Here is a 22,836-nt window from a genome sequence, read left to right as displayed (position 1 = left end):
CATGGACGCCGTCACCACTCCTCCTGCCCCGATCAACGAGCCGAACCTGACCTACGCCCCGGGCTCGCCCGAGCGTGAGGAGCTCCGGGTCGAGATCGAGCGGCTCGAGAAGAAGCAGAAGGACCTCAAGGCGCACATCGGCGGCCGGCGCAAGGCCGGCGGCGGCGCCGAGATCAAGGTCGTCCAGCCCCACGACCACCAGCACGTGCTGGGCACCATGAAGAACTCCACGCAGGCCGACACCCGTGCCGCCCTCAAGGCCGCGGCCGACGCCGCCCCCGAGTGGCGCGCGCTGTCCTACGACGATCGGGCGGCGATCCTGCTGAAGGCGGCCGACCTGCTCGCCGGCCCCTGGCGCCAGCGCATCAACGCGGCCACCGTGCTCGGCCAGTCGAAGACGCCGTACCAGGCGGAGATCGACTCGGCCTGCGAGCTCATCGACTTCTGGCGCTACAACGTCACCTACGGCCGCGAGATCCTCGCCGACCAGCCGATCGCCAACAGCCCCGGCGTGTGGAACCGCACGGACCACCGTCCGCTCGAGGGCTTCGTCTACGCGATCACGCCGTTCAACTTCACCGCGATCGCCGGCAACCTGCCCACCGCCCCGGCGCTGATGGGCAACACGGTCATCTGGAAGCCGTCGCCGACCCAGCAGCTCGCCGCGTCGCTGACGATGGAGCTGCTCGAGGAGGCCGGCATGCCGCCCGGCGTCATCAACATGCTCCCGGGCGACGGCCTCGAGGTCTCCAAGGTCGCGCTCGCCAGCCCCGACCTGGCCGGCATCCACTTCACCGGCTCGACCCCGACCTTCCAGCACCTGTGGCGCGAGGTCGGCAACAACATCGAGAACTACCGCTCCTACCCGCGCATCGTCGGCGAGACCGGCGGCAAGGACTTCATCGTCGCGCACCCGTCGGCCGACCCCGACGTGGTGCGCACCGCGATGATCCGCGGCGCGTTCGAGTTCCAGGGCCAGAAGTGCTCGGCCGCCTCGCGGGCGTACGTCGCGCGCTCGGTGTGGAAGAAGATGAAGGACTCGTTCCTCTCCGAGATCGAGACGATCACCATCGGCGACCCGACGGACTTCACCAACTTCATGGGCGCGGTCATCGACGACCGGGCCTTCGCCAAGCACAAGGCCGCGATCACGCGGGCCAAGCGGCAGAAGAAGCTCGATGTCATCGTCGGTGGCAAGGCCGACGACTCGGTCGGCTACTTCGTGCACCCGACCGTCGTCGAGTCCACCGACCCGACCGACCAGATGTTCACGACCGAGTACTTCGGCCCGATCCTCGCCGTCCACGTCTACGAGGACGCCGACTTCGAGAAGGTCGTCCGCGGGATGGAGTCGATCGCGCCGTACGCGCTGACCGGGTCGATCATCGCCCAGGACCGCCGGGCGATCGCGTGGGCGCAGGCCGAGCTGCGCTTCGCGGCCGGCAACTTCTACGTCAACGACAAGCCCACCGGTGCGGTCGTCGGCCAGCAGCCGTTCGGCGGTGGCCGGGCCTCCGGCACGAACGACAAGGCGGGCGCCGCGGTCAACCTGCTCAGGTGGACCAGCCCGCGGTCGATCAAGGAGACGTTCGTCCCGCCGACCGACTACCGCTACCCCTACCTGGGCTGAGGCTCCCGATGACCGTTCCCCACCTGACGGCGCTGCACATGGGTGCCCTGCACCCGTTCGAGCAGGTGCTGACGCTGATCCTCGCGTTCGGCCCGTTCCTGGTGCTCGGGGCGGTCATCGTGCACCGGCGCCGGCAGGATGCTGCCGAGGAGGCCTCGGCGGAGGCTCAGCGCGACAGGTAGTCGCGGGCGACCTGCTCCTCGGCCGTGAGGGCCTTGCGGAGCATGTCGGCGATCAGCTTCTCGACCTTGCCGCCGACGAGCGGGATGTTGACGGTGATCTCGACCTCGACGGTCTCGGTCGTCGTGCCGTCGGACTCGTCGAGGCTGATCGAGCCGACCATCTGACCGGGCTTGCCGGGGATCGTGACGTGCAGGTCGGCGTAGGACTCCGAGGTCCACTCCTCGCGCTGCACGATGTTGATCTCCGAGCCGACGAGCTTCTTCGCGAAGGACGGCAGGTCGGAGGCAGGCTGCACCTGGTCGACGACGGCGGTGGTCACGTCGCCCGAGGTCTCCATCTCGAACGTCCCGCGCAGTCCGCCCTGCGCCTCGATCACCTCGGCGCGGTACGCCGGGTCGTCGAGCATCGCGCCCACGTCGGCGAGCGCTGCGTCGTAGGTCATCGTGTGCGTGAGGCGCGTGGCCATCAGTGCTCCTTGAGGTAGGCGATGCCGGCCTGCTGCTCGGCCTCGATGCCGGCGGTGACCTGCTCGGCCAGCAGCTTCTCCAGCTTGCCGCCGATCAGCGGCACCTTGATCTTGAGGTCCAGCTCGATGATCTCGCGAGTGGCCGCGCCGTCGGGCTCCAGGGTGATGGTGCCCTGCACCTCCGAGGGCTTGCCCGGTGCTTCGATGACCAGGGTGCCGCTCGTGGCGTCGGCCCACTCCTCGCGCTGGATCGAGCGCGTCGTGTCGCCCGCGAACTTCCGGGCGAACGACGGGAGCCCGTCGGTCCGGTCCACCCGCTCGACGGTCAGCGTGAAGCCGTCGCCGACCCGCTCGACCGTGACGTCGGCGGAGACGACGTCGGCGGCGGCGCAGCCGGCCTCGCGGAAGGCCGGGTCGGCCAGCATCGCGAAGACCTCGGCGGGGGAGGCGTCGTACGTGAGCTCGTGTCGGAACTTCATGGCCGCCATCATGCCCACGGGCAAACCTGACTACCGTCGGGTCCATGAGTGACCAGACCAGCACCGGCGAGAGCACCGACGAGAGCTTCGTGTCCTTCGGCGAGCAGGGTGCGCAGCTGACCTACGGCAGCTACCTCCGGCTCCCGCAGCTGCTGGACTCCCAGCACCTCGAGTCGGACCCGCCGGCGCACGACGAGCTGCTGTTCATCACGATCCACCAGGTCTACGAGCTCTGGTTCAAGCAGCTCCTGCACGAGGTCACGGCCGCGCGTGACGCGATGCTGGCTGGCACGAGCGGTGGCCGGCTGTGGTGGGCGCAGCACCTGATGGCGCGGGTGCACGTGATCGAGCGCGTCCTGGTCCAGCAGGTCGACGTCCTGGAGACGATGACGCCGCAGGACTTCCTGGAGTTCCGGCAGCGGCTCGCGCCGGCCAGCGGCTTCCAGTCGGTGCAGTTCCGCGAGCTGGAGTTCCTCTCGGGCGCCAAGGACCCGGCCTACCTCGAGCGATTCAAGGGCATCACCGCCGCCGAGCGCGAGCACCTCGAAGCGCGGCTGGCCGAGCCGACGCTGTGGGACGCGTTCCTCGTCGCGCTCGGCTCGGTCGGCCTCCCCGCCGGCACCGACGGGGAGGTCACGGCCTCGCTGCGCACCGTCGCCCACGACCGCGACCAGTACGCCGTGGTGTGGGCGCTCGCGGAGGCGCTGCTGCAGCACGACGAGCTCGCCGCCAGCTGGCGCGCCCGCCACGTCGTCATGGTCGAGCGGATGATCGGCGCCAAGTCCGGCACCGGCGGCTCGAGCGGCGCGACGTACCTCCGCTCCCGGCTGCCGGTCCAGTACTACCCGTTGCTCTGGGAGCTGCGCAGCGAGCTGTGAGGGTGGTGGTTTCGAGGCTCGCTCCGCTCGCACCTCGACCACCGTGTCGGTGGTTGAGGTGCGAGGCGCGCTGGCGCCGAGCGTCGAAACCACCTCCCGCACGTGCGCAGGTGACTCGCCGGTAGGAGGCCAGGTTGGCCGGGAACGCACCGGCGTCCTAGTGTCGGAGGCGTGTCAACGACGACGCACGATGCGGACAAGTCTGCCCTTCTCTCCCAGGCCATCGAGGTCGCTCGCAGCGGAAGGGGGAGCGGCGGCCCGCCGCACGAGTCCGTCGACGCGCTGCTGCTCGCCTACTACCGGCGGATCGCGACCGAGGACATCGCCGAGCGCTCCGACGTGGACGTGTACGGCGCGTTCGCGTCGCACTACAAGCTCGCCGGCACCCGGCCGCAGGGCACCGCGCGGGTCCGCGTCTTCACGCCGGGGCCGAGCGACCAGGGCTGGTCGGCGGACGGCCACTCGGTGGTCGAGGTCGTCGTCGACGACATGCCGTTCCTCGTCGACTCGCTGACGATGGAGCTGTCGCGTCAGCTGCACGACGTGCACCTGGTGATCCACCCGCTCTTCGACGTCGTGCGCGACATCACCGGCACGCTCCAGGAGGTGCGTCCCGTCGCGATCGGCGACGCCGAGGTCGACGAGGGCGAGGGCGTCCGCGAGTCGTGGATGCACGTCGAGATCGACCGGATCCCCGAGGACGAGGACGTCGCCGCGCTGGAGGAGTCGATCCAGCGGGTGCTGCGCGACGTCCGCGAGGCGGTCGAGGACTGGGACAAGATGCACGAGCAGGTCGCGGAGGTCGTCCGCGAGCTCGGCGCCGAGCCGCCCGCCGGGGTCGACCCGAACGAGGTCCGGCAGACGGCCGCGCTGCTGCAGTGGCTGGCCGACGAGCACTTCACGTTCCTCGGCTACCGCGAGTACCGCCTCGAGAAGCAGGGCGACGACGAGTACCTCCGCGGCGTCGCCGGGACCGGGCTCGGCATCCTGCGCGCCGACCAGGACATGGGGACGACGTCCGGCCGGCTGCCGGCTGCGGCCGCCGCCAAGGCCCGCGAGAAGACGCTGCTCGTGCTCACCAAGGCCAACTCGCGCTCGACGGTGCACCGCCCGGCGTACCTCGACTACGTCGGCGTCAAGAAGTTCGAGAACGGCGAGGTCGTCGGTGAGCGGCGCTTCCTCGGGCTCTACTCGAGCGCGGCGTACACCGAGTCGCTGACCCGCATCCCGCTGCTGCGCGAGCGCGCCGCCGCGGTGCTCAACCGCATCGGCTTCGAGCCGATGAGCCACGACGGCAAGGCCCTGATGGACACGCTCGAGACCTATCCGCGCGACGAGCTCTTCCACACCACGGTCGACGAGCTCGCGCCGATGGCCGAGCAGGCGATGCACGCGCGCGAGCGCCGCCAGCTGCGGATCTTCATCCGGCGCGACACCTACGGACGCTACGTCTCGGTGCTCGTCTACCTGCCCCGCGACCGCTACAACACCACGGTCCGCGAGCGGTTCTCCGAGATCCTGCGCGAGCGGCTCGGCGGCGAGTCCGTCGAGTTCACGGTCCGCCTCACCGAGTCGACGACCGCACGGGTGCACTTCGTCGTGCACCCGCCCAAGGGTGCCTCGATCCCGGAGGAGGTCGACACCGCCGACCTCGAGCGCCGGATGGCCGAGGCCTCGCGGTCGTGGCGCGACGACTTCACCACCGCCGTGATCGCCGGGTACGGCGAGGAGGACGGCGCCCGCCTGGCCCGACGGTTCCACGCGTCGTTCCCGGAGGCCTACAAGGAGGACTTCTCCCCGCGCATCGCCGCCGCCGACGTCGGCCGGGTCGAGGCCCTCCAGGTCACCGACGACCGCGGCGGCATCGACCTGTCGCTCTACGAGGACCTCGACGCCGGTCGCGGCGAGGCGCGGCTCAAGGTCTACCGGGTCGGTCCGCCGCTCTCGCTCTCGCAGGTGCTGCCGATGCTCTCGTCGATGGGCGTGGAGGTCGTCGACGAGCGGCCCTACGAGCTCGACGACCTGGACCGGCCGACCACGATCTACGAGTTCGGGCTGCGGTACGGCGCGGGGCTGCCCGCCAACTCCCGTGAGCTCTTCCACGACGCGATCCGTGCCGTCTGGGACGGCTTCAACGAGATCGACGGCTTCAACGCCCTCGTGCTGTCGGCCGGCCTGACCTGGCGCCAGGCCACGCTGCTGCGTGCGTACGCGAAGTACATGCGGCAGGGCGGCTCGCCGTTCGCCCTCGACTACATCGAGGAGGCGCTGCTCAACAACGTCGACATCACCCGGCTGCTGGTCCGGCTCTTCGAGGCCCGCTTCGATCCGAAGGGGGACCGCTCGGCCGAGGCCGAGGAGGCGATCGAGGAGCGGATCGCTCGCGCGCTCGACGACGTCGCGAGCCTCGACCACGACCGGATCCTGCGCTCCTACCTGACCCACGTCCGGGCGACGTTGCGCACCAACTACTTCCAGCCCGTCCGGGAACAGGGGAGCGCCGAGGGCGGGCCCAAGCCGTACATCTCGCTCAAGCTGGAGCCGGACGCGATCCCGGACCTCCCGGCGCCGCGGCCGAAGTACGAGATCTTCGTCTACTCGCCCCGCGTCGAGGGCTCGCACCTGCGCTTCGGCGCCGTCGCCCGTGGTGGGCTGCGCTGGTCCGACCGTCGCGACGACTTCCGCACCGAGGTGCTAGGCCTGGTCAAGGCGCAGATGGTGAAGAACACCGTGATCGTGCCGGTCGGCGCGAAGGGCGCGTTCTTCTGCAAGCAGCTCCCCGACCCGGGCGACCGGGACGCGTGGCTGGCCGAGGGCGTCGCCTGCTACACGACCTTCATCTCCGGCCTGCTCGACATCACCGACAACCTCGTCGACGGCGCGACGGTCCCACCGCGCGACGTGGTCCGCCACGACGGCGACGACTCCTACCTGGTGGTCGCCGCCGACAAGGGCACCGCGACCTTCTCCGACATCGCCAACGGCGTCGCGAAGGACTACGGGTTCTGGCTGGGCGACGCGTTCGCCAGCGGCGGTTCGGTCGGCTACGACCACAAGGCGATGGGCATCACCGCCCGCGGCGCGTGGGTCTCGGTGCAGCGGCACTTCCGCGAGCGCGGGATCGACTGCCAGGCCGAGGAGTTCACCTGCGTCGGCATCGGCGACATGTCCGGTGACGTGTTCGGCAACGGCCTGCTCTGCTCCGACAAGACGCTGCTGGTGGCGGCCTTCGACCACCGCGACATCTTCCTCGACCCGACGCCCGACGCTGCTGCGTCGTACGCCGAGCGCAAGCGGATGTTCGGGCTGCCGCGGTCGAGCTGGCAGGACTACGACAAGGACGTCATCTCCGAGGGCGGCGGCGTGTACTCGCGCTCGCTCAAGCGGATCCCGATCAACGACGCGGTCCGTACGGCGCTCGGCATCGCCGCCGGCGTCGACGCCATGACGCCGGGTGAGCTGATGAGCGCGATCCTCAAGGCGCCGGTGGACCTGCTCTGGAACGGCGGCATCGGCACCTACGTGAAGGGCTCGGCGGAGTCGCACGGCGACGCCGGCGACAAGGCCAACGACGGCATCCGCGTCGACGGTCGCGACGTCCGCGCCCGGTCCATCGGCGAGGGCGGCAACCTCGGCCTCACCCAGCAGGGACGCATCGAGTACTCCCGCGAGGGCTGCGAGGGCGTCGGCGGCCGGATGAACACCGACTTCATCGACAACTCGGCCGGCGTCGACACCTCCGACCACGAGGTCAACCTGAAGATCCTGCTCGACCGCGTGATGCGGGACGGGGACCTGACGGAGAAGCAGCGCAACCAGCTGCTCGCCGAGATGACCGACGAGGTCGCCGACCTGGTGCTGCGCGACAACTACGAGCAGAACATCGCGCTCGCCAACGCCCTCGACCACGCGCCGTCGATGCTGCACGTCCACGAGGAGTGGATGGGCCGGCTCGAGCGCGACGGGTTCCTGGACCGGGAGCTCGAGGGCCTGCCGTCCGCGCAGGAGGTCCGACGCCGCGAGGACAATGGCGAGGGCCTGACCGCTCCCGAGCTGTCCGTGCTGCTCGCCTGGACCAAGATCGTGCTCGAGCAGGAGCTGCTCGACTCCGACCTGCCGGACGACCCGTACCTCGACCTCGACCTGCGCGCCTACTTCCCGACCCAGGTCCGCGAGGGGTTCGGTCCCCAGGTCGAGCGGCACCCGCTGCGCCGCGAGATCATCGTGACCCAGGTCGTCAACGACCTGGTCAACGGTGCGGGCATGACCTACTGGCCGCGCCTCGCCGGCGAGACCGGCGCGACCGCCGGCGAGCTGACCCGCGCGAACTTCGTGGCCCGGGAGATCTTCGGCTCGCTGGACCTGCGCCGCGAGCTGATGACCTTCGACAACCGGCTCGACGCCGCCCTCCAGACCAGGATGCGCCTGGAGATGCGCACCCTCGTCGAGCGGGCCTCGCGCTGGCTGGTCAACAACCGCCGGCCACCGCTGGACAGCGCGGCCACCGTCAAGCAGTTCTCCGCGCCGGTGCAGCGCACCATGGCCGAGCTGCCCGACCTGATGAGCGGGCGCGAGCTCACGGCGTACGTCGAGCGCAAGGAGTCGCTGGAGGCCTCGGGTGTCCCCGAGGCGCTGGCGTCGCGGATCGCGGTGCTGCCGCCGGCGTACATGCTGCTCGGCGTCATGGAGGTCGCGAACCGTGAGGACGTCGACCCCAGCGTGGTCGCGCGGGTGCACTTCGCGCTCGGCGAGCGGCTGGGCCTGCCCGGGCTGGTGCAGCGCATCCTCGCGCTGCCGCGCGCGGACCGGTGGCAGACGATGGCGCGGGCCGCCCTGCGCGACGACCTGCACGCGGTGCACGCCCAGCTGACCGGGCAGGTGCTGGCGCGTACGTCGGCCGACGACTCCGCGGCGGCGCGGATCGCCGCGTGGGAGGACGCCGAGTCGGTCGTCGTGCCCCGCGCCGCGGCGACGCTCGAGGAGATCTGCACGGACGAGGTCGCCGACCTGGCCCGCCTCTCGGTCGGCCTGCGGGTCGTGCGGGGGCTGCTCTCGTGAGCGTCACCGTCGCCTCGATCACCGTCGACTGCGCCGACGCGCTGGTGGTCGGCACGTTCTGGGCGGAGGCGCTCGGACGGCCGCTCGACGACGGCGCGTCGAGCGACTTCGCGGCCATCGACTTCGCGGGGCGCCGGGACACCGCGGGCTGGGCCCCGCTCCGGCCCGGCGACCAGCCCACCTGGCTGTTCGTGCGGGTGCCGGAGCCCAAGACCGCCAAGAATCGGCTGCACCTCGACGTGGCGGCGCCCGACGTCGAGGCCGAGGTGACCCGCCTCGTCGGGCTCGGCGCGACCCGGGTCGCCGACACCGACGAGTACGGCTACACCTGGACCGTGATGGCCGACCCCGAGGGCAACGAGTTCTGCGTGGCCAGAGCAACCTAGAGCAGCATCGACACCGCCGCGCTGACCCCGACCACCACGATCAGGCTCCGCAGCAGCCTCGGGTCGAGGCGCCGGCCGACCCGCGCACCGACGTACCCGCCGACCACCGAGCCGGCCGCCAGCAGGAGCACGACGGTCCAGTCGAGCTCGGCGACGACGATGAAGATGACGCTGGCGACCAGGTTGCTCGCCAGGATCGCGAGCGTCTTCAGGGCGTTCATGATCCGGAAGTCGAGGTTGGAGCCGAAGCCGAGGACGGCCATCATCATCACGCCGGACCCGGCGCCGAAGTAGCCGCCGTATACCCCGACGAGCGTGGAGAAGAACGTCGTGGCGGGGGAGAGCCGAGTGCGCTCGTCGGGTGCCTCGGCCGCCGTCTTCCGCAGCCAGGCGCTGATCCGGGGCTGGGCACCGACGAGCAGGCAGGTGCCGAGGATCAGCCACGGGACCACCGCCTCGAAGACGCCGGGTGGCAGCGCCAGCAGCAGCACGGCGCCGCCGACCGCGCCGAGCGCGCAGGTGCCGATGATCGTGGCGGTCACGACGGGGTGCTCCCGGAGCTCGGCGCGGTAGCCGATCGAGCCGGTGATCGCGCCCGGGGTGAGGCCGACGGTGTTGGACGCGTTGGCGACGACCGGCGGCAACCCGACGGCGAGCAGGACCGGGAAGCTGAGCAGCGACGCGACCCCGACCGTGGAGGTCATGATCCCCGCTCCCAGGCCCGCCCCGAGGACCGCGAGGTGTTCCAGGCCGGTCACCGGGTAACCCTAGACGAGGCCGTTCGTGTGAGCGGGGTCACTCGGGACCCCAGCGCGCGGCCGGTGAAGGAGTGGCCCGCATGGGACCGGAATGGGTAGCGATCATCGCGCTCGTCGCACTGTTCGTCGTCGGCACGGTGCTGCCGATCAACATGGGAGCACTGGCGTACGTCGCGGCGTGGTTGGTCGGCATGTACTCGTTGGACCTCGACGAGAAGGAGATCCTCGCCGGGGTCAGCGGTGACCTGATCCTGACCCTGATCGGCGTGACCTTCCTCTTCGCGATCGCCCGCAACAACGGCACCGTTGACCTGATCGTCCAAGGCGCGGTGCGAGGGGTCGGTGGCCGCGTGGCGCTGATCCCGTGGGTGATGTTCGCCGTCACCGCGGTGCTCACCGCGATCGGTGCGGTCAGCCCAGCGGCGTGCGCGATCATCGGTCCGATCGCCCTGGGCTTCGCCGGTCGCTACGGCATCAGCCCGCTGATGATGGGAATGCTCGTCGTCCATGGCGCGCAGGCCGGCGGCTTCTCGCCGATCAGCATCTACGGCACGATCACCAACTCGGTGATGCGCGAGAACGACCTGCCCAACAGCGAGCTGACGATCTTCCTGTCGAGCCTGGTGATCAACACGATCATGGCGGCGATCCTCTTCTTCGTCCTCGGTGGCCGGCGGCTCTGGTCCCTGCGCGTCGACCCGTCGGAGGAGACCGACGAGACCGACGCCGACGGTGGCGGCGGCGGTACGGCGGTCGCCACCCGGACCGCCGTGACCCGCGACCAGGTGCTGACCCTGATCGCCTTCGTGGGTGTCGCCGTCGTCGCGCTGGCCTTCGACAAGAACATCGGCTTCGTCGCGATCACCGCGGCGGTCATCCTGTCGATGCTCGCGCCCGAGAAGAACAAGGACACCGTCAAGCAGGTCGCCTGGCCGACGGTGCTCCTGGTGGCCGGCGTCAGCACCTACGCGACGATCCTCGAGACCGCGGGGTCGCCGGAGTTCGTCGGCAACTGGGCCGCGGGCCTCGGCACGGCCGTGCTGGGCGCGCTCATCCTCTGCTACGTCGGTGGCGTGGTCTCGGCGTTCGCGTCGTCGACGGCGCTGCTGCCGGTGATCATCCCGATCGCGATCCCGCTGATCGCCGACGGCGGCGTCAGCGCCGGGCTCTTCGTGGCCGCGCTCGCGGTGTCCTCGACGATCGTCGACGTCAGCCCGTTCTCGACCAATGGTGCGCTGATGCTCGCCAACCGTCCCGACTCGATCGGCGAGCAGACCTACTACAAGCAGATCCTCACCTACAGCGTGATCGTCGTCGTCGTCGGTCCGCTGCTGGTGTGGACGGCGCTGGTGCTGCCGGGCTGGTGATCAGCCCCGGTTGGGCCCCATCACCTTGATCCGGCCGCCGGTGGGGTCGGCGATCGTCGCGAGCCGGCCGTACGGCGTGTCCACGGCGGGCTCGACCGTCGTACCGCCGAGCTCGCCGGCGCGGGCCGCCGTGGCGTCCGTGTCGGCGACGATCAGGTAGGCGCTCCAGTGCGACGGGCCGGCGGCGGCCATGATCCCGGCGACGGCGTGCTCGTCCTTGCCGAGCGTGGTGTAGCGGAAGTCCGCGGTGTCACTCATGGTGTGGGTGTCCCAGCCGAAGACGGCCTCGTAGAACGGCACCGCGGCGTCGTAGTCGTCGCTCAGCACCTCGAACCAGCCGGGTGCGCCGACCTCCCCGCGCGCCGCGAAGCCGGGGTGCTCGCCGGGCTCCCAGATCCCGACGAGCGCACCACCCGGGTCGGTGACCACGGCCATCGTGCCGAGCTCGCCGACGGCCATGGCCTCGGCGACGACCTCGCCGCCGTTCGCCCGTGCCATGTCGGCGGTGTCGGCCGCGTTGTTGCTCTCGAGGTAGACCGTCCAGGTGCCGGGCGCGTCCTCGGGGTTGCCCATCAGGCCGGCGACCGGTGCTCCGTCGCGCTGGAAGAGCTGGTAGCCACCGAACTCGGGCCCGGGATCCACGACGGTCCAGCCGAGCAGCTCGCCGTAGAACGCGATCGCGGTGTCGGGGTCGTGGGTGAACAGCTCGATCCAGATCGGGCGGCCGGGGAACTCGTCCATCATCGGTCTCCTTGGGGTCGGGTCTCGTCTCCATCAGACACCCTCGGCGCGCCGATTTCATCGGCCCGGCCGAGGAGGATCCGGCGCTCGTCGTCGTTGCGGGTGCGGTCCGCCGCCGCGCGGAAGGCTGCGGCGGCCTCCGCGTCGCGCCCGGCCCGCTCCAGCAGGTAGGCGTGTACGGCGAGCAGCAGGTGCGAGCCGGCGAGCGAGGGGTCGGCCTCGACCACGGCCAGCACGGCCAGCCCGGCGTCGGCTCCGTGCGCGCGGCCGTGGGCGACCGCCCGGTTGACCTCGACGACCGGGCCGGGGGCGACGGTCGCGAGCACGTCGTACAGGCGGGCGATCTCGGCCCAGTCCGTGTCCTCGGGGCGACGGGCGTGGGCGTGGCACGCGGCGATGGACGCCTGGAGCACGTAGGTGCCGACGGGCCGGCCGGTGCCTGCGAGCCGCTCGACCTCGGCGAGGGCGGCGAGCCCACGGTGGACCAGCAGCTGGTCCCAACGTCGGCGGTCCTGGGCCTCGAGGAGAACCGGTCGGCCGGCCGCGTCCTGCCGGGCGGGCAGGCGCGAGCCCTGGAGCTCGAGCAGCGCCTGCAGGCCGAGCACCTCGGGGTCGTCGGGCACCAGGCCCGCGAGGATGCGGGCCAGCCGCATCGCCTCCAGGCACAGCTCGGGACGGGTCCAGTCGGGACCGCTGCTCGCGGCGTACCCCTCGTTGAAGATGAGGTAGACGACAGCCATCACGTCGCCGACCCGCTCCCGGCGCTCGGCGCCCGTCGGCATCTCGAGGTCGGCGCCGGCGTCGGCGAGCTGCCGCTTGGCGCGCGAGATGCGCTGGCCCATCGTCGCGTCCTTGACGAGGTAGGCGCGGGCGATCTCCTGGGCGGTGAGGCCGCCGACGAGCCGCAGGGTCAGCGCGGTGCGCGACTCCGGCGCGAGCACCGGGTGGCAGCTGAGGAAGGCGAGGCGCAGCACGTCGTCCTCGATGAAGTCCGGCCCCGGCATCTCCGCCCCCTCTCCCCGGGTCGCGGCCTCGTGCGCGAGCTCCGTCGTACGTCGGCGCAGGGTGTCGTTGCGGCGGAACTGGTCGATCGCGCGGCGCTTCGCCACCGCCATCAACCAGGCGCCGGGGTTGGCCGGGACGCCCCCGTCGGGCCACTGCTCGAGAGCGGCGACGAGGGCGTCCTGGGCGAGGTCCTCCGCGAGGTCGAGGTCGCGGGTGATCCGCGCGAGGGCGGCGACGAGCCGGACCGACTCGTGCCGCCACACTGCGGTGATGGCCTCCTGCGTGGGCTGGTCGCTCACCCGGCGGGCGTCTCCGGCGGACCGCCCCAGATCGGGCGGATCTCGACGGCGCCGTCCCAGCCCGGCCAGAACTGCTGGTGCAGCTCCAGCACCCGCCGCGCGCCCTCGACCGCCTCGTACTGCGAGCGGGCCTCGACGATCGAGAAGCCGCCGACGATCTCCTTCGCCTCGGCGTACGGCCCGTCGGTGGTGGTGATCGCGCCCGCTGCCAGCCGGAGCTCGACGATCTGCTCACCGCCGCCCAGCCCGCCGCCGGTGATGATCGAGCCGTCCGCGAACGCCCGGCCCATCTCGGCGTCCATCGCCTCGAACAGCGCCGGCGGCGCCTCGCCCACGTCGGGGGCCATCTTCACGAACACCATGTAGCGCATGTCTGTCTCCTGTGGTTGCGGCGTGCTGTCACCCAGGCGTCGGATGAACTCTCCCGGTTTCGACACACCTTCGCCAGCGATGTCCGCGAGCGGCGTGCGGGTCCGCTCGGCTCGGCCGCCGACAGGCTAGCTACGCGGGTACGGCGGGTGTCGGTGGTTGAGGAAGGCGCGCCAGCGCCTGTCTCGAAACCCCCGCAGCGAAGGCAGGGCGATGAGTGCGGCTGGCGGGTTCGTCGTGGCTACGCGCCGACAGGCTTCCTACGCGGGTACGGCGGTCTCGGGTCGACGCCGCTTCCCGGCCCGCAGGTCGGCACCGGTGGTTGAGGTGCGAGCGGAGCGAGCCTCGAAACCACCCCACCGTCACGATGACCGCGGCCTGCTGATCCGTCGTGGTGGCGCGCCGACATAGCAATTACGCGGGTACGGCGGGCTCGGGTCGCCGCCGCTTCCCGGCCTGCGGGTCGGCATCGGTGGTTGAGGTGCGAGCGAAGCGAGCCTCGAAACCACCCCGGAAGATAGATGACAAAAGTTCCCAGACCCCTGTGGATATGGGGGTTCTGAGCCTCTCACTGTCGGCGGTCCCTGGGAGAATTCTTTCCATGACAGCACAGGCCACACCCCGACACCAGGTCTCGGTGGCGACCGCGCGGATGCGCGACATCGCCGCCGACCTGGGGTCCGCGTCGGTGTGGTCGATGGACCCGGTCGAGACAGCCTCGACGTTGGTGGAGCTGACCCGGCTCGAGGCCCAAATCACCGAGCTGAAGGCACGGGTCGCGATGCACGCCGACGAGATCGAGGTCGGCGACACCGCCGGTGCGACCAGTACGGCGAACTGGCTGGCGCACGAGACCAAGCAGACCCGCCCGGCCGCGCACCGGGTGGTGCGGTTCGGCTACCAGCTCGACACCCACCCCCAGGTCCGCACCGCCCTCGCCGCCGGTGACCTGTTGGCCGACCAGGCCGGCGTGATCATCGACGCCGTCACAAAGCTCCCCGACGACCTCGACCCCGACCTGATCACCCACGCCGAGGCTCACCTGGTCGCCGAAGCCGCCCATCACGACGCCCGGGGGTTGAAGCGGTTGGGTGACCGGCTCCTCGACGTCATCGACCCCGCAGCAGCCGACGCCCACGAAGCCCGCCTCCTCGAACGCGAGGAGCAGGAAGCCTCACAGGCGTGCCGGCTCACCATGGTCGACGGCGGTCACGGCAAGGTCCACGGCCGGTTCACCCTCCCCACCCTCCAAGGTGCCCAGCTGAAGAAGATCCTCCTCGCGCTGGCCGCGCCCAAGCACCGGGCCGCCACCCGCGGCCCCGGTGTGGAACGGCGTCCCGGGCCGGAGCGGATGGGCCGCGCCTTCTGCGAGCTCATCGACCGCATCCCCGCCACGGACCTGCCGCAGGTCGGCGGCACCGACGCCACGATCGTCGTCACCATCAGCTATGAGTCGCTCATCGGTGACCTGGAGCAGGCAGGTGTCCTCGACACCGGCGAGCGGATCAGCCCCGGCGCAGCCCGCCGGCTCGCCTGCACCGCCCGGATCCTGCCCGCCGTCCTCGGCGGCAGATCCGAGGTCCTCGACCTCGGCAGGGCCCGCAGGTTCCACACCAAAGCCCAACGCATCGCGCTCGCCCTGAGGGACAAGGGCTGCACTGCTCCGGGGTGCGACTGGCCGCCGGGCCTGTGTCACGCACACCACGACCCGCCCTGGACCCGAGGCGGCCGGACCGACATCGACCACGCTCGACTTCTCTGCCCGAGACACCACGCCCTCGAACACCGCGAGACCCAGTTCCACCGAAGGCCCTAGACCGACCGTCGAGATGAGCTAGTCCACTTGCTCGATCGACGTCGTGACGTGCATGTCCTCGTACTGGTCGAGGTCCTTCCCAAGCGCCATCGCCTCCGGGGTTGTCCGGTAGCCGATCCTCGAGTCGCTGAGCAGACTCTCGACCAGCCGCTGCGCGGCGTCGTCGTCAAAGGACGGCTCCACCCAGGCTGCCGCTCGGCCGGCGTCGGTGTTGCGGTAGCCGAGGACCGCGTGACCCCGACCGCTCCCGGAGCTCGTCACGGCCGTCAGGCTGTCGCTGGTCTCCACGCACGACAGCAGCAGGTCACGTCTGCCGAGGTGGCGCCGCTCTTCGGCGCAGCTGCCCCGCGCGACGTGGTAGTCCGGAGATATGGTGCTCAGGTAGAGCGTCGATCTCGCGCCGTCCAGTCGGATCAGCACGGTTTCTCCGGCACCGCCCACGAAGCCGCCGACGCTGTCGACTTGGTCCGGGCGGAGGTGGCCGATCGCGACGGCGGCCAGGGCACGTCCGGACGCGACCGGGAGCGCGTCGTCGGTCGGCTTGGGCCCTTCGCCGTACGTCGAGACCGGGTCCGCCGGGTCCGAGCCGCAGCCGACGAGGGCGCCCAACGCGGACACCGCGACGAGAAGCGCAGCAGCACCACGGCGCACGGCGCGCACGTCGTCAGCTGGCCTTCTTCGCTGCGGCCTTCTTGGCCGGCGCCTTCTTCGCGGTCTTCTTGGCGGCCGCCTTCTTCGCCGGAGCCTTCTTGGCAGCCTTCTTCGCCGCGGGCTTCTTCTCCTCGGACGACGACTCGCCGCGCGCGGTCTTGGCGGCGTCGACGGAGCGCTGGAGCGCGGCGAGCAGGTCGACGACCTCGCCGGAGGTCTTGGTGGAGGTCTCGGTGCGCTTGACCTCGCCGCCCTCGATCTTGGCCTTGACCAGGGCCTCGACGGCGCCGGCGTAGTCGTCCTCGAACTCGGCGGCATCGAAGTCGCCGGCGAGGGTCTCGACGAGCATGTTGGCCATCTTCACCTCGGCCGGCTTGATCTCGCCGGTCTCGACGGAGAAGTCGGGGGTGCGGACCTCGTCGGGCCACATCATCGTCTGGAGCACGATCACGTCGTCACGCACGCGGAGCACGGCGACGGTGGTGCGCTGGCGCAGGGCGACGGTGACGACGGCCATCCGGTCGGCATCGAGGAGGGCCTGGCGGAGCAGGGCGTAGGGCTTCGCGCCGGTGTTCTCGGGCTCGAGGTAGTAGGACTTCTCGAAGAGCAGCGGGTCGATCTGGTCGGAGGGCACGAACTTCTCGACGGAGATCTCGCGCGACGAGGTCGACGGCAGCTCGGCCATGTCGTCGTCGGTGAGGATGACCATCTCGCCGTCCTCGGTCTCGTAGCCCTTGGCGATGTCGGCGTACGCGACCTCCTCACCGTCGATCGAGCAGACCCGCTGGTACTTGATCCGGCCGCCGTCCTTCGCGTGCACCTGCCGGAAGGACACGTCGTGCGACTCGGTCGCGGCGTACAGCTTCACGGGCACGCTGACCAGCCCGAACGACACGGCGCCCTTCCAGATTGCTCGCATGGTCTCAGTATGACCGGCGAGACCGACGCCACTCATCGAACGCCTCGCGCGAGGTCCGCGACGGCGTGTATCCGAAGACCGACTTCAGGCGCTCGTTGGAGAGCACCGGGCGGTACTGGAGGAACATCGTCTGCTCCGGCCCGTACGGCGTCAGGCCGAGCCGCGACCCGACCGCGAGCGCCGCCCGGAGGACCGGCTCCGGGATCGTCAGCACCGGCTTCTCGAGCAGCGCGGCGATCTCGGTGATGGTCAGCGCGCCGTCGCCGGCGACGTTGAAGACCCCCGTGACCGGGCCGGTCACGGCCTGCTGGATCACCGCCACGACGTCGGTGTCCCAGATGAAGACGAAGGGTGACTCCGAGCCGCGGATCCTGAGCAGCCGCTTGCGCTCGAAGAGCGCGGTGATCTGGTTGTCGACCGACTCTCCGAGGATGGTGCCGATCCGGAGGACCACCTGCTCGAGCGACGGGTACGACGGGAGCATCTCCTCGACCAGCCGCTTGTGGTGGCTGTAGGCGAACTCCTCGTTGCCGCGCACCGGCTGGTCCTCGGTGATCCAGGCGGGGTTGTCCGGGTGGTAGCCGTACGCCGCACCGCTCGACGACACCACCACCCGGCGTACGCCGTGCTCGACGCAGGCGTCCAGGACGTGGCGGGTGCCGTCGACGTCGACGGCGTGCTCGAGCTCGCGCGTGGAGTCAGGCCCGGGCGTCACGATCGACGCCAGGTGCACGACGACCTCCGGCCGCTCCGCACCGATCACGGTCGAGACGGCGGACGCCGAGGTCACGTCCATCACGACGGACGGCGGCCGCAGGTCGGCGCTGACGACGTCGTGCCCGGCGGCCGCCAGCCCGGCAACGACCGAGCGCCCGAGGAAGCCGCTCCCGCCGGTGACGAGGACCTTCATGCCGCCACCACCTCCGCCGGCTCGGCCGTACGCCGCTTCCACACGGCCGCCACGACCAGCCCGGCCAGGATGTCGTAGAGGCCCCACCAGGCGGCGACGAGCGCCATCCCGCCGAGACCGTCGAAGTAGGCGAAGACCAGCACCAGCCCGAGCCCGGTGTTGCGGACGCTGACCTCGAACGTCATCGCCTTGCGGCTCCGACTGGGCAGCCCGGTCCCGCGCGCGACGCCGTACCCGAGCGCGAGCGCCATCAGGTGCTGGATGAAGACGGCGAGCAGCACGAGGGTGATGTAGTTCGTGAAGATGTCCCAGTTGCCGATGAACGCCAGCACGATGATGAGCAGCAGCAGGACGAAGGAGACCGGGCCGACGACCTTGTGGACCCGGTGCGCGACCCGCGGCCACAGCCGGTTGATGGTGACGCCCGCGACGAACGGCAGACCGATCACCAGGGCGATCTCGAGGAACGTCTTGACCGGGTCCAGGTCGACGTCGCGCAGCACGTCGTCGCCGTTGGGGGAGAGCCCGCCCCAGAACGCGAAGTTGATCGGCAGCATGAAGATCGTCAGCAGGTTGCTGATCGCGGTCATCGAGACCGAGAGCGCCACGTCGCCGCCGGCCCGGTGGGTGAGGATGTTGGACACGTTCCCGGGCGGGCAGCAGGCCACCAGGATCATGCCGAGCGCGATCGAGCCACGGACGTCGAGCACGATCGTGAGCAGCAGCGTCAGCGCCGGCAGCAGCAGGAACTGTGCGATGACACCGACCAGGATCGGGAAGGGCCGCCGCACGACCGCGGTGAAGTCCGAGGTCTTGATGTCCAGCGCGATGCCGAAGAGGATCGTCGCGATCACGATCTTCAGCACCGTCTGCGCGCCCGAGCTGAAGTCGATGTTGACGTGGTCGATGTCGGTCGTCAGTGCCGTCACCGGCGTGGTCAGCAGGGGCAGGAACATCAGCGCAGCCTCTCGATCTCGGCGCGCACCGCGGAGCGGTAGGCGTCCTTGTTGACGTAGTAGGACATCCGCTCCAGCCCGAGGTAGTGATATCCGCCCGAGAGATCAGGGCGAGGACCGGCGACCCGGTCCTCGAGGGCACGCGCCGCGTCGGGGTTCGCCGACCGGGCGCGCAGGTACGACGCCACCAGCTCGGCCTGCTCGTAGCGGCCCTGCCAGCCGATCCCCGACGCCTCGATCATGCCGAGCACGAAGAGGTTCGGGTCCTCCTGCGTGAAGATGTTGAGGTAGAGGTCCGGCGCGCTCCCGTGGCCCGCCCAGCGCAGCAGCTCCGGGTTCAGGAACGGGTAGTGCAGGTGGTAGCCGGTGGCCAGCACGATGACGTCGTACGCCGTGCGCGAGCCGTCCGCGAACACCACGCCGTCGCCGTCGAGCCGGTCGATGTCGGGCCGCACGCGGAGGTCGCCGTGCCCGAGGTGGTGCAGCACCAGCGAGTTCACGATCGGGTGCGACTCGTAGATCTTGTAATCGGGCTTCGGGAAGCCGAACCGCACCGGGTCACCCGTGAACATCTTCAGCACCCGCGAGTCGATCGCCTGCTTGATCCGCGGGGGCAGCGGCTTGCCCTGGTTGAGGGTGTCCGACGGCTTGCCGAAGAGGTACTTGGGCACGAAGTAGTAGCCGCGCCGGACCGCCATGTCGACGGACGCCGCGTGGTGCACGGCGTCCACCGCGATGTCGCACCCGGAGTTGCCGGCGCCGATGATGAGCACCCGCTTGCCCGCGAAGACCGTCGGCGACTTGTAGGCGCTGGTGTGGAACACCTCGCCGTCGAAGCTGCCCGCGAACGTCGGCACCGACGGCTCGCTGAGCGTCCCGTTGGCCGCGATCACGCCCGCGTGCCGACGCTCGACCCGACCGGCCGGGCCCTCGCTGACGACCACCCAGCCGTCCCCGTCCGGCCGCGCCGAGACCACCTCGGTGCCGAAGGAGAACCCGTCCGTCAGGGAGTACGTCGAGGCGAAGTCGCGGAAGTAGCCGAGCAGCTCGCGGTGCGAGGGGTAGTCGGCCACCTCGTCGCGCATCGGGAACTCGCTGAACTCCGTGGTCCGCTTCGACGAGATCAGGTGCGCCGACTCGTAGACGGTGCTCCGCGGGCCGCCGATGTCCCACAGCCCGCCGACGCCGGTCGCCAGCTCGTAGCCCGCCCAGGGGATGCCGGCACGCTGGAGGTTGCGGGCCGCGGCCAGGCCGGACGGGCCGGCGCCGATCACGGCGTACGTGTCGTCAGTCACGCCCGGCATGATGTCAGGCATGCGTCCGATGCTCGCCACCAAGGCGACCCACGTGCCCACCGGCGAGGCGTGGACGCACGAGGTGAAGTGGGACGGCGTGCGGGCCCTCACCGACGTGCGCGACGGCGTCGTCCGGATGACCAGCCGCAACGAGAACAACATCACCGTCGCCTGGCCCGAGCTCTCCGCCAGCCCGCTCGACGGGCGCGACCTGCTCGTCGACGGCGAGATCATCGCCCTCAACGACCGGGGGCTCCCGGACTTCCGCACGCTGCAGGAGCGGATGCACGTCCGCAACCCGAAGACGATCGCCCGGCTCGCCGACGCCGTCCCCGCGATCTACATGGTCTTCGACCTGCTCCGCCTCGACGGCACGGACCTCACGGGCGAGCCGCTGGAGCGGCGGCGCGAGCTGCTGACCGGGCTCGGACTGGACGGCTCGTGGCAGGTCCCGGCGCCGTACGACGACGGCGCGATGCTCTTCGACGCGACCCTCCAGCAGGGACTCGAGGGCATCGTCAGCAAGCGCCGCGCCTCGACGTACCGCCCGGGCGAGCGCAGCGCGCACTGGCTGAAGTTCGCGCACCGCCACCGGCTGTCGTACGTCGTGGGCGGGTGGCGCCCCCAGGAGGGCACGTCCGACCGGCTCGCCGCGCTCCTCGTGGGGGAGCCGACGCCGGACGGGCTGATCTACCGTGGCCGGGTGGGCAGCGGGATCGGGCCGAAGCAGGGAGCGGTGCTGACCGAGCTGGTCGCCGCCCTCGGACGCGCCGACAGCCCGTTCGCCGACGAGGTGCCGCGGGTCGACGCCCAGGGCACCCGTTGGCTGGAGCCGGTGCTGGTCGTGGACATCGACACGCACGGTCGTGGGTATGACCGGTTGCGACAGCCCTCGTTCCAGGGGGTTCGCGCCGATCTCGCCCCGGAGGACCTGCTGTGAAGACCCGGATGCTGGCCCTGATCGCCCTGCTCGTCGCCCTGACCGGGTTCTCCGCACCGAGCGAGGCGGTGGCGTCGACCGTGCGGCTGGACGGCGTGACCGTGCACCTGAAGGACGGCACCCGCCAGGTCGTCACCGTCAACCGCACCGACGGTCACCACGCGCGGGTGACCCTGTGGGGCTACAGCGACGGCCGCTGGCAGCAGCGGATGCAGGCCACCGACGGCCGCATCGGGTACGGCGGACTCGTCGTCGCCCGGCACCGCAGGCAGGGCACCGGCACCACGCCCCTCGGCACGTTCGGGCTCCCGTCGGCCTTCGGCATGCACGCCCGCGACGCCGCGTGGGCGCTGCCCTACCGCCAGGTCCGCCGCGGTGACTTCTGGGTCGAGGACAACGGGTCGCGCTACTACAACCGCTTCCGCAACCAGAGCCAGGGCGGGTTCCGCTGGTGGCTCCCGTCGAGCGACCCGAACGCGTCGGAGCGGCTCACCGACTACCGCACGCAGTACGAGTGGTCGATCCTGGTCGGCTTCAACCGTGGCCAGGTGCGCCACCGGGGCGCCGGCATCTTCCTGCACGTCAACGGGTCGGGCGCCACGGCCGGCTGCGTGAGCGCGCCGCGGTGGTTCATCAAGAGGTTGATGGCCCGCCTCGACCCGGCCTACCGGCCGCTGATCGCGATCGGCCGCTGAATGGCGTCCGAGAAGCCCGACAAGCAGGAGGTCCGGGTCGACGTCGAGGGCCGCACCCTCACGATCAGCAACCTGCACAAGGTGCTCTACCCGCGCACCGGCTTCACCAAGGGCGAGGTGCTCAACTACTACGCGCAGGTCTCGCCGGTCCTGCTGCCGCTGCTCAAGGACCGCTGCGTGACCCGGATCCGCTGGCCGCACGGTGTCCAGGAGGGGAGCTTCTTCGAGAAGAACACCCCCGCCGGCACGCCGTCCTGGGTGCGCACTGCGAAGGTCCCGACGACCGGATCCCGGGCGCAGTCCGGTGCTCGTTCTGGGGCAGACACCCTCGTCTTCCCGATCGTCGACGACCTCGCCACGCTCACCTGGCTGGCCAACCTGGCCGCCCTCGAGCTGCACGTCCACCAGTGGACGGTCGGCCGCAACGGGCAGCCCCGCAATGCCGACCGGCTCGTCATCGACCTCGACCCGGGGGAGCCGGCGGGCCTGCACGAGTGCTGCCAGGTCGCCCTCCTGGTGCGGGACAAGCTCGGCGAACGCGGTCTCGCCACGCGCCCGGTGACCAGCGGCAGCAAGGGCCTGCACCTCTACGCCGACCTGCCGAAGCGGCTGCCCTCCGACGAGTCCACGGCGCTCGCCAAGGAGGTCGCCGAGGAGCTGCAGGGCGAGCACTCCAAGCTCGTCACCGCGACGATGACCAAGGCCCGCCGCAGCGGCAAGGTCTTCCTCGACTGGTCGCAGAACGCCGGCTCGAAGACCACGATCTCGCCGTACTCCCTGCGCGGTCGCGAGCGGCCCGCCGTCGCGACGCCGGTCACCTGGGCCGAGGTGGAGGAGGGCGCGGAGGACCCGTTCGGGCTGGAGCAGTTCTCCCCGGAGCAGGTGCTGGCGCGCGTCGCCGAGCTCGGGGACGTGTTCACCGCTCCCGAGTGAGCCCCCGAGCGGGCCCGATTTCTGTTACCAAACGGTGCATCGGGTGTGGTTGCCGTGTTGCCCGGTCGTGGAGGCGTGAGTCCTAGCGTTCTCGTCAGGATC

General features: G+C 70.8%; 21 protein-coding genes. 10 read left to right on the top strand and 11 right to left on the bottom strand.

The annotated features are described in order from the left end of the window. Nucleotide 1 precedes the first annotated feature (1 nt). Complete coding sequence (gene pruA, locus ACFPYL_RS22605; RefSeq protein WP_379159911.1) at nt 2-1,630, top strand: L-glutamate gamma-semialdehyde dehydrogenase; 1,629 nt, start codon at nt 2-4, stop codon at nt 1,628-1,630. A gap of 8 nt (nt 1,631-1,638) precedes the next feature. Then, entirely contained in the window at nt 1,639-1,812 is a 174-nt protein-coding gene (locus ACFPYL_RS22600; RefSeq protein WP_379159909.1) for a hypothetical protein, read from the top strand. Here the strand turns inward: ACFPYL_RS22600 and ACFPYL_RS22595 are convergent. Together ACFPYL_RS22595 and ACFPYL_RS22590 are read right to left on the bottom strand one after the other, a co-directional pair. Beyond that, nucleotides 1,797-2,279: a DUF2505 domain-containing protein gene (locus ACFPYL_RS22595; protein ID WP_379159907.1), complete on the bottom strand. Its 483-nt coding sequence runs from the start codon at nt 2,277-2,279 to the stop codon at nt 1,797-1,799. The two genes, ACFPYL_RS22600 and ACFPYL_RS22595, sit on opposite strands and share 16 nt — an antisense overlap. Then, a complete protein-coding gene (locus ACFPYL_RS22590) occupies nt 2,279-2,758 on the bottom strand; it encodes a DUF2505 domain-containing protein (protein WP_379159905.1) in 480 nt (159 codons plus the stop codon). The genes ACFPYL_RS22595 and ACFPYL_RS22590 overlap by 1 nt, the downstream gene beginning before the upstream one ends. Before the next feature lie 44 nt (nt 2,759-2,802). Here ACFPYL_RS22590 and ACFPYL_RS22585 point away from each other — a divergent pair, with 44 nt between their 5' ends. The 3 genes from ACFPYL_RS22585 to ACFPYL_RS22575 all read left to right on the top strand — a co-directional run bounded on the left by ACFPYL_RS22585 (nt 2,803) and on the right by ACFPYL_RS22575 (nt 9,080). Further along, a complete protein-coding gene (locus ACFPYL_RS22585) occupies nt 2,803-3,636 on the top strand; it encodes a tryptophan 2,3-dioxygenase (RefSeq protein ID WP_379159902.1) in 834 nt (277 codons plus the stop codon). Nucleotides 3,637-3,807: 171 nt separating this feature from the next. Continuing rightward, a complete protein-coding gene (locus ACFPYL_RS22580; RefSeq protein ID WP_379159899.1) occupies nt 3,808-8,694 on the top strand; it encodes an NAD-glutamate dehydrogenase in 4,887 nt (1,628 codons plus the stop codon). Then, a complete protein-coding gene (locus ACFPYL_RS22575) occupies nt 8,691-9,080 on the top strand; it encodes a VOC family protein (protein WP_379159897.1) in 390 nt (129 codons plus the stop codon). The genes ACFPYL_RS22580 and ACFPYL_RS22575 overlap by 4 nt, the downstream gene beginning before the upstream one ends. Here ACFPYL_RS22575 and ACFPYL_RS22570 read toward each other — a convergent pair. Next, complete coding sequence (locus ACFPYL_RS22570; RefSeq protein ID WP_379159894.1) at nt 9,077-9,838, bottom strand: sulfite exporter TauE/SafE family protein; 762 nt, start codon at nt 9,836-9,838, stop codon at nt 9,077-9,079. The two genes, ACFPYL_RS22575 and ACFPYL_RS22570, sit on opposite strands and share 4 nt — an antisense overlap. Nucleotides 9,839-9,918: 80 nt before the next feature. Here ACFPYL_RS22570 and ACFPYL_RS22565 point away from each other — a divergent pair, with 80 nt between their 5' ends. Next, nucleotides 9,919-11,205 (top strand): SLC13 family permease, encoded by a 1,287-nt coding sequence (locus ACFPYL_RS22565; protein WP_379159891.1) that lies wholly within the window; start codon nt 9,919-9,921, stop codon nt 11,203-11,205. On the opposite strand, the gene ACFPYL_RS22560 is transcribed toward ACFPYL_RS22565, so the two are convergent. The 3 genes from ACFPYL_RS22560 to ACFPYL_RS22550 are packed head-to-tail and all read right to left on the bottom strand — an operon-like array spanning nt 11,206 to nt 13,621. After that, complete coding sequence (locus ACFPYL_RS22560) at nt 11,206-11,946, bottom strand: VOC family protein (protein WP_379159888.1); 741 nt, start codon at nt 11,944-11,946, stop codon at nt 11,206-11,208. It abuts the gene before it with no gap. Then, on the bottom strand, nt 11,946-13,250 hold the full coding sequence (locus tag ACFPYL_RS22555; RefSeq protein WP_379159885.1) for an RNA polymerase sigma factor: 1,305 nt from the start codon (nt 13,248-13,250) through the stop codon (nt 11,946-11,948). The genes ACFPYL_RS22560 and ACFPYL_RS22555 overlap by 1 nt, the downstream gene beginning before the upstream one ends. Then, a complete protein-coding gene (locus ACFPYL_RS22550; protein ID WP_379159882.1) occupies nt 13,247-13,621 on the bottom strand; it encodes a YciI family protein in 375 nt (124 codons plus the stop codon). The genes ACFPYL_RS22555 and ACFPYL_RS22550 overlap by 4 nt, the downstream gene beginning before the upstream one ends. 599 nt (nt 13,622-14,220) lie before the next feature. Between ACFPYL_RS22550 and ACFPYL_RS22545 the strand changes: the two genes are divergently transcribed. Then, nucleotides 14,221-15,435 (top strand): HNH endonuclease signature motif containing protein, encoded by a 1,215-nt coding sequence (locus ACFPYL_RS22545; RefSeq protein ID WP_379159879.1) that lies wholly within the window; start codon nt 14,221-14,223, stop codon nt 15,433-15,435. Nucleotides 15,436-15,453: 18 nt separating this feature from the next. On the opposite strand, the gene ACFPYL_RS22540 is transcribed toward ACFPYL_RS22545, so the two are convergent. From ACFPYL_RS22540 to ACFPYL_RS22520, 5 genes are read right to left on the bottom strand one after another with little or no spacing between them, the layout of a single operon-like run. Beyond that, the gene (locus ACFPYL_RS22540) at nt 15,454-16,095 is read right to left on the bottom strand and encodes a hypothetical protein (protein WP_379159876.1); all 642 of its coding nucleotides are present in this window, start codon (nt 16,093-16,095) and stop codon (nt 15,454-15,456) included. Between the two features lie 4 nt (nt 16,096-16,099). Then, a complete protein-coding gene (gene ku / locus ACFPYL_RS22535) occupies nt 16,100-17,005 on the bottom strand; it encodes a non-homologous end joining protein Ku (RefSeq protein WP_379159873.1) in 906 nt (301 codons plus the stop codon). A 4-nt stretch (nt 17,006-17,009) separates the two neighbouring features. Then, nucleotides 17,010-17,915 (bottom strand): SDR family oxidoreductase, encoded by a 906-nt coding sequence (locus ACFPYL_RS22530; RefSeq protein ID WP_379159869.1) that lies wholly within the window; start codon nt 17,913-17,915, stop codon nt 17,010-17,012. Continuing rightward, nucleotides 17,912-18,871 carry a bile acid:sodium symporter family protein gene (locus tag ACFPYL_RS22525; protein WP_379159866.1) on the bottom strand — a complete coding sequence of 320 codons (960 nt, stop codon included), beginning with the start codon at nt 18,869-18,871 and terminating at the stop codon, nt 17,912-17,914. Before ACFPYL_RS22525 ends, ACFPYL_RS22530 begins: the two co-directional genes overlap by 4 nt. Then, nucleotides 18,871-20,166 (bottom strand): flavin-containing monooxygenase, encoded by a 1,296-nt coding sequence (locus tag ACFPYL_RS22520; RefSeq protein WP_379159863.1) that lies wholly within the window; start codon nt 20,164-20,166, stop codon nt 18,871-18,873. Before ACFPYL_RS22520 ends, ACFPYL_RS22525 begins: the two co-directional genes overlap by 1 nt. 19 nt (nt 20,167-20,185) lie before the next feature. Between ACFPYL_RS22520 and ligD (ACFPYL_RS22515) the strand changes: the two genes are divergently transcribed. Genes ligD (ACFPYL_RS22515) through ligD (ACFPYL_RS22505) form a run of 3 tightly spaced genes read left to right on the top strand, consistent with a single transcriptional unit; the run spans nt 20,186 to nt 22,734 of the window. Further along, nucleotides 20,186-21,106: a non-homologous end-joining DNA ligase gene (gene ligD, locus ACFPYL_RS22515; RefSeq protein WP_379159860.1), complete on the top strand. Its 921-nt coding sequence runs from the start codon at nt 20,186-20,188 to the stop codon at nt 21,104-21,106. Further along, complete coding sequence (locus ACFPYL_RS22510; protein ID WP_379159856.1) at nt 21,103-21,801, top strand: L,D-transpeptidase family protein; 699 nt, start codon at nt 21,103-21,105, stop codon at nt 21,799-21,801. The genes ligD (ACFPYL_RS22515) and ACFPYL_RS22510 overlap by 4 nt, the downstream gene beginning before the upstream one ends. Then, nucleotides 21,802-22,734: a non-homologous end-joining DNA ligase gene (gene ligD / locus ACFPYL_RS22505; protein ID WP_379159853.1), complete on the top strand. Its 933-nt coding sequence runs from the start codon at nt 21,802-21,804 to the stop codon at nt 22,732-22,734. Nucleotides 22,735-22,836: the final 102 nt, after the last annotated feature.

The organism is Nocardioides hankookensis (genome assembly GCF_042658885.1).
In the GTDB taxonomy this organism is placed as follows: Bacteria; Actinomycetota; Actinomycetes; order Propionibacteriales; family Nocardioidaceae; genus Nocardioides; species Nocardioides hankookensis.
The sequence above is the reverse complement of the archived record's forward strand: the minus strand, read 5'-3'. Positions and strand labels throughout refer to the sequence as shown.

Excerpts from the sequence above, each read along its gene's own strand:
- pruA (WP_379159911.1), top strand. The coding sequence starts at position 2 with ATGGACGCCGTCACCACTCCTCCTGCCCCGATCAACGAGCCGAACCTG.
- ACFPYL_RS22600 (WP_379159909.1), top strand. The coding sequence starts at position 1,639 with ATGACCGTTCCCCACCTGACGGCGCTGCACATGGGTGCCCTGCACCCG.
- ACFPYL_RS22595 (WP_379159907.1), bottom strand. The coding sequence starts at position 2,279 with ATGGCCACGCGCCTCACGCACACGATGACCTACGACGCAGCGCTCGCC.
- ACFPYL_RS22590 (WP_379159905.1), bottom strand. The coding sequence starts at position 2,758 with ATGAAGTTCCGACACGAGCTCACGTACGACGCCTCCCCCGCCGAGGTC.
- ACFPYL_RS22585 (WP_379159902.1), top strand. The coding sequence starts at position 2,803 with ATGAGTGACCAGACCAGCACCGGCGAGAGCACCGACGAGAGCTTCGTG.
- ACFPYL_RS22565 (WP_379159891.1), top strand. The coding sequence starts at position 9,919 with ATGGGACCGGAATGGGTAGCGATCATCGCGCTCGTCGCACTGTTCGTC.
- ACFPYL_RS22560 (WP_379159888.1), bottom strand. The coding sequence starts at position 11,946 with ATGGACGAGTTCCCCGGCCGCCCGATCTGGATCGAGCTGTTCACCCAC.
- ACFPYL_RS22550 (WP_379159882.1), bottom strand. The coding sequence starts at position 13,621 with ATGCGCTACATGGTGTTCGTGAAGATGGCCCCCGACGTGGGCGAGGCG.
- ACFPYL_RS22545 (WP_379159879.1), top strand. The coding sequence starts at position 14,221 with ATGACAGCACAGGCCACACCCCGACACCAGGTCTCGGTGGCGACCGCG.
- ku (WP_379159873.1), bottom strand. The coding sequence starts at position 17,005 with ATGCGAGCAATCTGGAAGGGCGCCGTGTCGTTCGGGCTGGTCAGCGTG.
- ACFPYL_RS22530 (WP_379159869.1), bottom strand. The coding sequence starts at position 17,915 with ATGAAGGTCCTCGTCACCGGCGGGAGCGGCTTCCTCGGGCGCTCGGTC.
- ACFPYL_RS22525 (WP_379159866.1), bottom strand. The coding sequence starts at position 18,871 with ATGTTCCTGCCCCTGCTGACCACGCCGGTGACGGCACTGACGACCGAC.
- ligD (WP_379159860.1), top strand. The coding sequence starts at position 20,186 with ATGCGTCCGATGCTCGCCACCAAGGCGACCCACGTGCCCACCGGCGAG.
- ligD (WP_379159853.1), top strand. The coding sequence starts at position 21,802 with ATGGCGTCCGAGAAGCCCGACAAGCAGGAGGTCCGGGTCGACGTCGAG.